The sequence below is a fragment of the Kitasatospora sp. CB02891 genome (assembly GCF_002803145.1).
Classification (GTDB): Bacteria; Actinomycetota; Actinomycetes; order Streptomycetales; family Streptomycetaceae; genus Kitasatospora; species Kitasatospora griseola.
Map to the genome: position 1 here is coordinate 118860 of NZ_NNBO01000002.1, position 5827 is coordinate 124686.

The following is a 5827-nucleotide window of genomic DNA, read 5'->3' on the forward strand; positions in this document are numbered from 1 at the left end:
CGGCGTGGGCGGCAAAGGCTGCGATGGTCGGTCCCGGATTCCGTGGATTCGAAAGCCTGTCGGAAGCGCTTCCCCTGTGCAGCCCGTGGAGGGTCGATGCCGGTTGATGTGGTCTTCTTCAATGTGGGGCAGGGGGACTGCACCTTCATTCAGTCCTGGACGGTCGAGAGCGGCGCGCGGAAGGTGCTGGGGAGCGTGCTTCTGGACTGTGGGTCCACCAAGGCGTCCAGGCCGCTGAGTCCGTCCGGAGGGGGGTCCGGTGACGGCAAGGAGGAAATGGTCGCGCACCTTCGGGTTGAGCTGGACAAGCTCCTCAAGAGCCGCCCCCGCCTCGACTGTCTGATGGTCAGTCACCCGGACGAGGATCATTTCAATTTGATTGAAGAGGTGCTGTGGAAGGATGGAAAATCCCGCTATCAGATCGACCGTTTCCTCTACACGGCCGAGCCGGGTCACTACCGGGAAGGCGGAAGGGACTTCGTCCGGAACCTGATCGAGAAGAGCACGAACCTCACGAATGCTTCGGAGCGCTGCTACTACCCCGTCTCGCCGCGCCCGTTCGACATCGGCTTCGGAAGGGCGGGAGACGGCGCGCGACTTCTTCTGGTCAGCGCGCAGCTGCTGTCCCCGACCCCGGACCTGTGGTTCACCAGGCACTACGGCGTCAACGAGAGGGAGAGGGAGTACGTCAAGCAGCGGGAGGCGGCGGTCCGGGAGCGGGTCGCGGCCATCAGACTCGATCCGAGCGATCCGGACCATCCGGGGGCCAAGCCGGACCGCAGCTGGGCGAAGGGAATCACGGTCAAGGTTCGGGCGCAGATCGAGGGCGCGCCGTCCGAGGTGGAACGGCTGCGGAAACTCGCGGATCAGGTCTTGGTCGACGACAAGGGGCGGTGGTCGAACTCGATCAGCATCGTGCTGCTTCTGCTGGGAGCCAAGGCCTCGGACGGGAAGAGGCAGAAGGTCTGGCTGATGGCAGATGCCATCGAGGAGAACGAGACCACGATCGCCGAGCAGTACAAGAAGGCCGACCTGCCGGAGCTCGGTGGTGAAGCCCGGAATGTCTGGCTGAAGGTGGGACACCACGGGAGCAAGACCTCCACCAGTGGGCCGTGGATCAAGTGGCTCGCGCCGGGCGGAATGTTCATCAGCTCCGGGACCAAGTTGTTCAACGGTTCCTACATCCCCTCGTCCAGCCATGTGGACGCGATCCTGGCCGCGTGGCGCGGAATTTCGCCGAAGCCGGCCATCGGCCGGTCGGACACCGAACCGCACTGCTACGCGTACTACCAGGAACGCGTCAAGGGAAAGGGCCGTTCGGGCTTCGCCATGAAAGGGGCGGGTGCCAAGCCGGACGACGAGTCGGTCTTCACCAGCCTCTTCCTCAAGGAACGCAAGGCGACCAAGGCCACCCGGACCGGCGACATCCCCGCCGTCGACGAGTTCGGGCGGGACTGGCACCTCACCCTCGACCATCCGAAACCCGGTGACTACAGACTCAGGCTGCTGGGGGAGCACCCCCTCCCCTGACGAGGGTCGAGGCACCCCCGACGGCGCTGTTCAAGGAGGTCCCATGGTGTTGTCCGTTGCCGAGCTGCGTGCGAAGTTCGGCAAGACATTCGAGCTCGACCCCGGAACCACCGGAATCGAGGGGCTGGCGAACGAGTGCACCCAGTACCTGAAACAGGGAAAGCTCGCGCTCACCGACGCGCAGCCGAATGCGGACGAGTTGTGGATCGTCGGCGACCTGGACTGGAAGACCTACGGCACCGTCCGCAGCCGGGTGACGTTCCTGCCGGACCTGTTGCGGGAGAACGTCGCCGGCGTCCGGGTCGAGGCGCGGCTGCCGCCGGGCGCCGAACTGCCGGATTCGCTGCGGTCGGCGCGCAAGGCTGTTGACGGCCTCGGAGTGTCGGAGACCTGGTTCGTGTTCGGGGTGGAAGCGGGGCGTGACGACCGGGTGCGGGCGGGCACCGGCTTCGGGGTGGCGCTGGCCTTCCCGGACTCCGGCCAGGGGAACCGGCCCTATCTGTGGGGCTATCAGCCGGCCGCGCACGACGCCTGGCGGCTGGACGGACGCTTCGCTCCGGTCACCCTGGGCAGCAAGCCGGACAGCCTGAAGGCCCTGGAGAAACTGACCGGCCGCCCGGACGGCTCGGGCTACGTGCTGCCGAACGAGATCACGTCGGCCGTCGAGGACGTGCGGGTGAGCGCCTTGGCGGTGGTCTTCGACCCGGGGACGAACGCGGGAGCCGCCCGGCTGTTCACTCTGCAGGCGGAAGTGGAGCTGGGCCCGGAGTGGCGGATCTTCGACGGGAAGCTCGTCGTCCGCCGGCCGTGCGTCCTGGTGAACGTCATCGGGCCGAGAGGCGCCAAACCCCGGTTGAGCCTCATCTTCGCCGGTGAGGTCGCCGTGGACGACGAGATCTCCGTCGTCCTCCAGGTCGAGTACCCGAGTTGGCGGATCAGCGGACGGACGAAGCGGCCGGTCGGCCTGAAGAAGCTGCTCGCCACCTACGCCCCCGAGCTGCCCGCGATGCCGGACACCGTGATCAGCCGCCTGGACGTGTGGGGCGTACTGGTCGGCGAGGGCGCCGGGTACGGGTTCGACATCGCCTTCGACGACCTGTGGTCGATCACCGACGAGATCGCCCTGTCGGGTCTACAGCTGTCGATGGGCAAACAGGGCACTTCGCTGAGTGCGTCCCTGGACGCCGAGTGGGACCTCGGGGCAGCGGTCCTGGACGTCCACGCCGACTGGACGAAGGACCAGGGCTGGCAGCTCGCCGCGAACGCCTCCCACCTCCAACTCGCGGACGCCTTCGGGCTGTTCGGGGTGAGCGCGCCGGCGCTGCTCAAGGACGTCAGCATCGACCTGCTGTCGGTGACGTACGGGTCCAGGACCGGTCTGGGCTTCGCCGTCGTGGCCGGGTTTCCGTTGGGCAGCATCGATGCCGGATTCGAGATGAGGATCGGCCTCGCGAAGAAGAGCTCCGGATCCGGCTACACCCCGACGGTCGAGGCCGCCCTGTACCTGGAACTCCCGTCCGGCGATCCCGCGAACCCCCGGCTGCTGGAGTTCAGGATCGCCAACACCCAGACCTCCGACTTCACCGCGACCTGCACCGACACGGCCGGGGTGTCGCTGGCGGACCTGGCGAAGTTGCTCGGCGTGGCCGACGAGTCGGTCACCGAGCTGCTGGGCAAGCTGGGCAAGGCAGACCGGATCACGATCGGCTACTCCGCGGCCCGCAAGGCGGTCGTGTTCGCCGTCCACGAGAAGGAGACCGGCGGGGCGATGGTCTTCATCTCGGTCAAGCCGTAGGCGTACAACCGCATTTGCGGCGGTGGCTGATGCCCGGTCACCGCCTCCACCCGCACGCCCGACCTGGGCCGACCACCCGGTGCGGTCAAGGATCGAGCGCAGCGGTCGGCGTCACCAGGAAGGCGGCGCGGAGCCGGCCACTACCCCACCGGGAAATCCTCCCCCGGTGCCGGGCACGGATGGAGTCGACGCCGCGTGCCAGAACCGGGACGTGTGACGGAGGAAGCGGGCTGGGGGACGGGGCATGTACCTCAAGAACCGGCTCTCGGGGTGCTTGCACGCAGAGTCGTGGTACGCGGTGGGACTTCATCGGCCGCACCGGCGAGGAGGTCGCGCAGGCGCGGAGCGGCCGGGAGGACGGCACCCGGTTCGGGGAAGTGCGCGGCTACGACGGGCCCGGCTGAGCGCTCCGGCGGGGGATGTCGTGCCCGGACCCCTGATCCGTTGGTGGTCGGGTGCGGGGGGATCGGGGGTCCCGGCGGGCTGGGGAGGGGGGTGTCACCAGGTGACGGGCAGTGACTGGAGGCCGCGGAAGACGAGTTCCGGTACGTAGGTGAGTTCGGACTCGTCGACGGCGAGGCGCAGGTTCGGGCAGCGCTTCACCACGGAGCTGATCGCCACGCGCATCTCGCGGCGGGCCAGTATCGCGCCGAGGCAGAAGTGCGGCCCGTGGCCGAAGGCGAGGTGCGCGGCCGGTCCTTCGCGGGTGATGTCGAAGCGGCCGGGGTCGGGGTACACGGCGGGGTCGTGGTTGGCCGCGACGATGACCGGCAGGACCGGTTCGCCCGCGCCGAGTTCGACGCCCTCCAGTTCGACGGGCTCGGTGGTGACCCGGACCTCGGCCGAGGTGAAGAGCCTGCTGTAGCGCAGCAGTTCGTCGACCGCCGGTGCGATCAGGTCCGGTGACGAGCGCAGCAGCGCGAGTTGGTCCGGGTGGCGCAGCAGGGTCAGGAAGGAGTTGCCCAGCTGGTTGACGGTCGTCTCGTGGCCGGCGATCAGCAGGCCTTCGAGGTTGGCCAGCAGCTCGGGTTCGGTGAGGTGGTCGCCCTCGTCGTTGGCGGCGACCATCGCCGAGATCAACCCGTCGTCCGGCTGCGCCCGCTTCTGGCGGACCAGGTCGGCGAGCCAGGCCTGCATCTCGCCCTGTGCGGCCTGCAGTTCGTCCGGAGTGATGTTCGTGACGAACAGGCGCCTGGTCCACCTGCGGATGGCCTCCGCCTCGGAGTAGGGCACGCCGAGCAGCTCGCAGATGACCATCAGCGGGAGCGGGGCGCAGAGGCCTGCCACCAGGTCCGCGGTGGGATCGAGGGAGTCGAGCAGGGAGTCCACGACGGACTGCACGCGGGGTTCGAGCTGATCGACCATGCGCGGGCTGAACGCCTGTGACATCAGCTTGCGCAGGCGGGCGTGGCGCTCGCCGTCCAGGCTGGTGACCAGGAGCGGGTCGGTGGCGACGGACAGCTTCAGCGGGCTGCCCGGAAGCGTGGCCGCCTCCCGGCTGAACCGGCTGTCGCTCAGTACCTGGCGCACCGCCCTGTAGGAGAGGGCGAGCCAGACGTTCGCCGGACCGATCGCGGCGCGGACGACCGGAGCCTGCGCGAGCAGGGCCTCGGCCTCGGGCTCGTTGTCGAGGTGGTGCGGTGTGGTGAAGGGGAACGTGGCTTGCATCGCTGCCTCCTGACTGGGCGTCACCGGGCCCGGCCACCGGGTGCCGGGCGCGAACGGCCGGGACCGATGCGCGGATCGGTGACAGCTGGTTGGTGTGCCGCCGGGCGGTGGTGGTTCGCGATCGTCTCGAAGTCGGTGGTGGTCGAACGGTTCTGCCGGAGCTGTCGGCGGCGCCGGCGGTCGGTTCGCCCGAACCGGGTGGTGAGCGTCGTGCGGAGGTGTTCCCGGGCGGCCGGACGATGGTCGAGGACGTTCTTCTGCGCGAGTGCGGACGGGAGTCTAGGGCGTCGTCGCCGGCGGCGTCGACGGTTCCCGTGAACCCGGCCCGGTCGTGGCGGCGCCGGGCGCGGACGCACTTGCGCGACCGGGCCGGAAGGTCCATTGGCGGGTTTGCGACGGGTGGCCTGTGAGGAACGACGCGTTTCATGGGGCGTACGGGACCGATTTCGCCACAGTGCCCGCTGCTTCGCAGGCATATGACGGTGTGATGTGCTCCGTTTGAGACAGCCTGTGATCGACCTATGGCGATGGTGTGACGTTACTGCCATGCTCATCTGCGCAGCCGGACGATCATCGCCCCGGCCGCTACGCCCAGCGCTCAGCTCACCAGTGTCCTTTCCTCGAAGAGCGTCGCAGGCGCTGTCACTTTCGAGGTCCGCTCCACTGATCCAGACGCTCGAAGCGCGGTCGGGTCCGGGTTCGAACACCACCGGGTCGCCGGCTGCCCGTGCGCTCGATGATCCGGCCTCGTGCGCGGCCGGAGCCGCGGCATCGGGACTGCTACGGGAACGCCCCGCCTTTCTCCATCCCTCCGGCTCACGAGGTGTCGATGTG

The 5827-nt window shown here is 68.6% G+C and carries 3 protein-coding genes; 2 read left to right on the forward strand and 1 reads right to left on the reverse strand.

Annotated elements, in window-relative coordinates:
• The first annotated feature begins 96 nt into the window (after positions 1-96).
• Positions 97-1530, forward strand: coding sequence for a hypothetical protein (locus CG736_RS06095; RefSeq protein WP_100585141.1), 1434 nt, complete (start codon positions 97-99; stop codon positions 1528-1530).
• A 43-nt stretch (positions 1531-1573) separates the two neighbouring features.
• Positions 1574-3325 carry a hypothetical protein gene (locus CG736_RS06100; RefSeq protein ID WP_100585142.1) on the forward strand — a complete coding sequence of 584 codons (1752 nt, stop codon included), beginning with the start codon at positions 1574-1576 and terminating at the stop codon, positions 3323-3325.
• A gap of 498 nt (positions 3326-3823) precedes the next feature.
• Here the strand turns inward: CG736_RS06100 and CG736_RS06105 are convergent, their stop codons facing one another.
• A complete protein-coding gene (locus tag CG736_RS06105; RefSeq protein ID WP_100585143.1) occupies positions 3824-4993 on the reverse strand; it encodes a cytochrome P450 in 1170 nt (389 codons plus the stop codon).
• Between the last annotated feature and the right edge of the window lie 834 nt (positions 4994-5827).